The organism is Streptomyces sp. NPDC051320 (assembly GCF_040682175.1).
In the GTDB taxonomy this organism is placed as follows: domain Bacteria; phylum Actinomycetota; class Actinomycetes; order Streptomycetales; family Streptomycetaceae; genus Streptomyces.
Genome location: NZ_JBFBAL010000054.1, coordinates 1 through 1,611 on the forward strand (window position 1 = coordinate 1; position 1,611 = coordinate 1,611).

Consider the following 1,611-nt stretch of genomic DNA (forward strand, 5'->3'; position numbering starts at 1 on the left):
GAAAAGTGCCTCTGACCAGCAAGAATGAGGATTGTCGAGGTCCTTGTTCCTGCTCAAGCCGGAGGCACTTCTCAGGTGAAGAAGAGTATCGGGTCCTACCCGCGTGTCCGCGTCGAGGGTGGTGGCCGGGCGGTGGTCTCTCAGGCCGGGGGCGTGCTGCTGGTCGAGACCGTCCGCAAGGCCGGCTTGGACACCGCGATATCAGCGGCGCTGACGCCGTGGCGGAAGGCTCGGGCGGTGCACGATCCGGGCAAGATCCTGCTGGACGTGGCTCTGGCGGTCGCGCTGGGCGGGGACTGCCTCGCGGATGTCGGGATGCTGCGGGCCGAGCCGGCGGTGTTCGGGCCGGTGGCCTCCGATCCGACGGTCTCCCGCCTCATCGACTCCCTCGCCGCCTCCGGGGAGAAGGCCCTGCGGGCCATCCGTTCCGCGCGGGCCGAAGCGCGTGAGCGTGTCTGGCGGTTGGCCGGCGGGGAAGCGCCTGATGCGGGCGGGACGGTGACCGTCGATCTGGACGGGGTGCTGGTGATCGCGCACTCGGCCAAGGAGGACGCGGCCCCGACCTGGAAACGGACCTACGGACATCACCCGCTGGTGGGGTTCGTCGACCACGGACCGGGCGGCACCGGTGAACCGGTCGCGGCCCTGCTCAGACCGGGCAACGCAGGCTCGAACACAGCGGCCGACCACATCACTGCCACCCAACTGGCCCTGGCCCAGCTGCCGAAGCAGTACCGGCGCGGGCGCCGGACCCTGATCCGCACCGACTCCGCGGGCGGCACCCACGACTTCGTCGCCTGGCTCGCCCAAAGGGGGCGGTGGCTGTCCTACTCGGTCGGCATGACGGTCACCGAGCAGGTCCACCAGCACGTGCTGAAGGTTCCGGCATCGGCCTGGACTCCGGCCGTCGAAAGCGGCGGCGAGATCCGCGACGGCGCCTGGGTCGCCGAACTCACCGGCGACGTCCTGACCGGCTGGCCCAAGGGGATGCGGTTGATCGTCCGCAAGGAACGACCGCATCCCGGGGCACAGTTGCGGCTCACGGATGCGGACGGCATGCGGCTGACGTGTTTCGCGACCAACACCTCGGGGCGGCCGATCGCCGAGCTCGAGCTCCGTCACCGATTGCGGGCCCGGCCGAGGACCGGATCCGAAACGCGCGGGCCACCGGCCTGCGAAACCTGCCCCTGCACCGCACCGCCCAGAACCGGATCTGGCTGGAGATCGTGCAGATCGCCCTCGACCTGCTGGCCTGGATGCCGATGCTCGCCCTGACCGGCAAGGCCAGACTCTGGGAACCCCGCCGACTACGGCTCCGCCTGTTCACCGCGGCGGGACAGCTCGTCACCACCGGCCGCCGGCGAATCCTCCGCCTGGCCCGGCACTGGCCCTGGACCAGCCACATCACCGCCGCACTCGACCAGCTCGCACTCCTGCCAAACCCCGACTGACCAGCAACTCTCTCGTCCCTACGACAGCAGACCGACCCCGGAGCAGTGGAACCCGGCGCCCACCCGAGACGACACTCGGGCCCTCAACCTGCCCACTCTCAACCCACTCAACGAAAACGGTCCACCGACTTCGTCGGCGGACAGTCACGAAACTTCGAGG

The 1,611-nt window shown here is 69.8% G+C and carries 1 pseudogene; it reads left to right on the forward strand.

Features of this window, described 5'->3' with window-relative positions:
- Nucleotides 1-75: 75 nt before the first annotated feature.
- A pseudogene (locus tag AB0M87_RS33330) lies at nt 76-1,451 on the forward strand (IS1380 family transposase).
- Nucleotides 1,452-1,611: the final 160 nt, after the last annotated feature.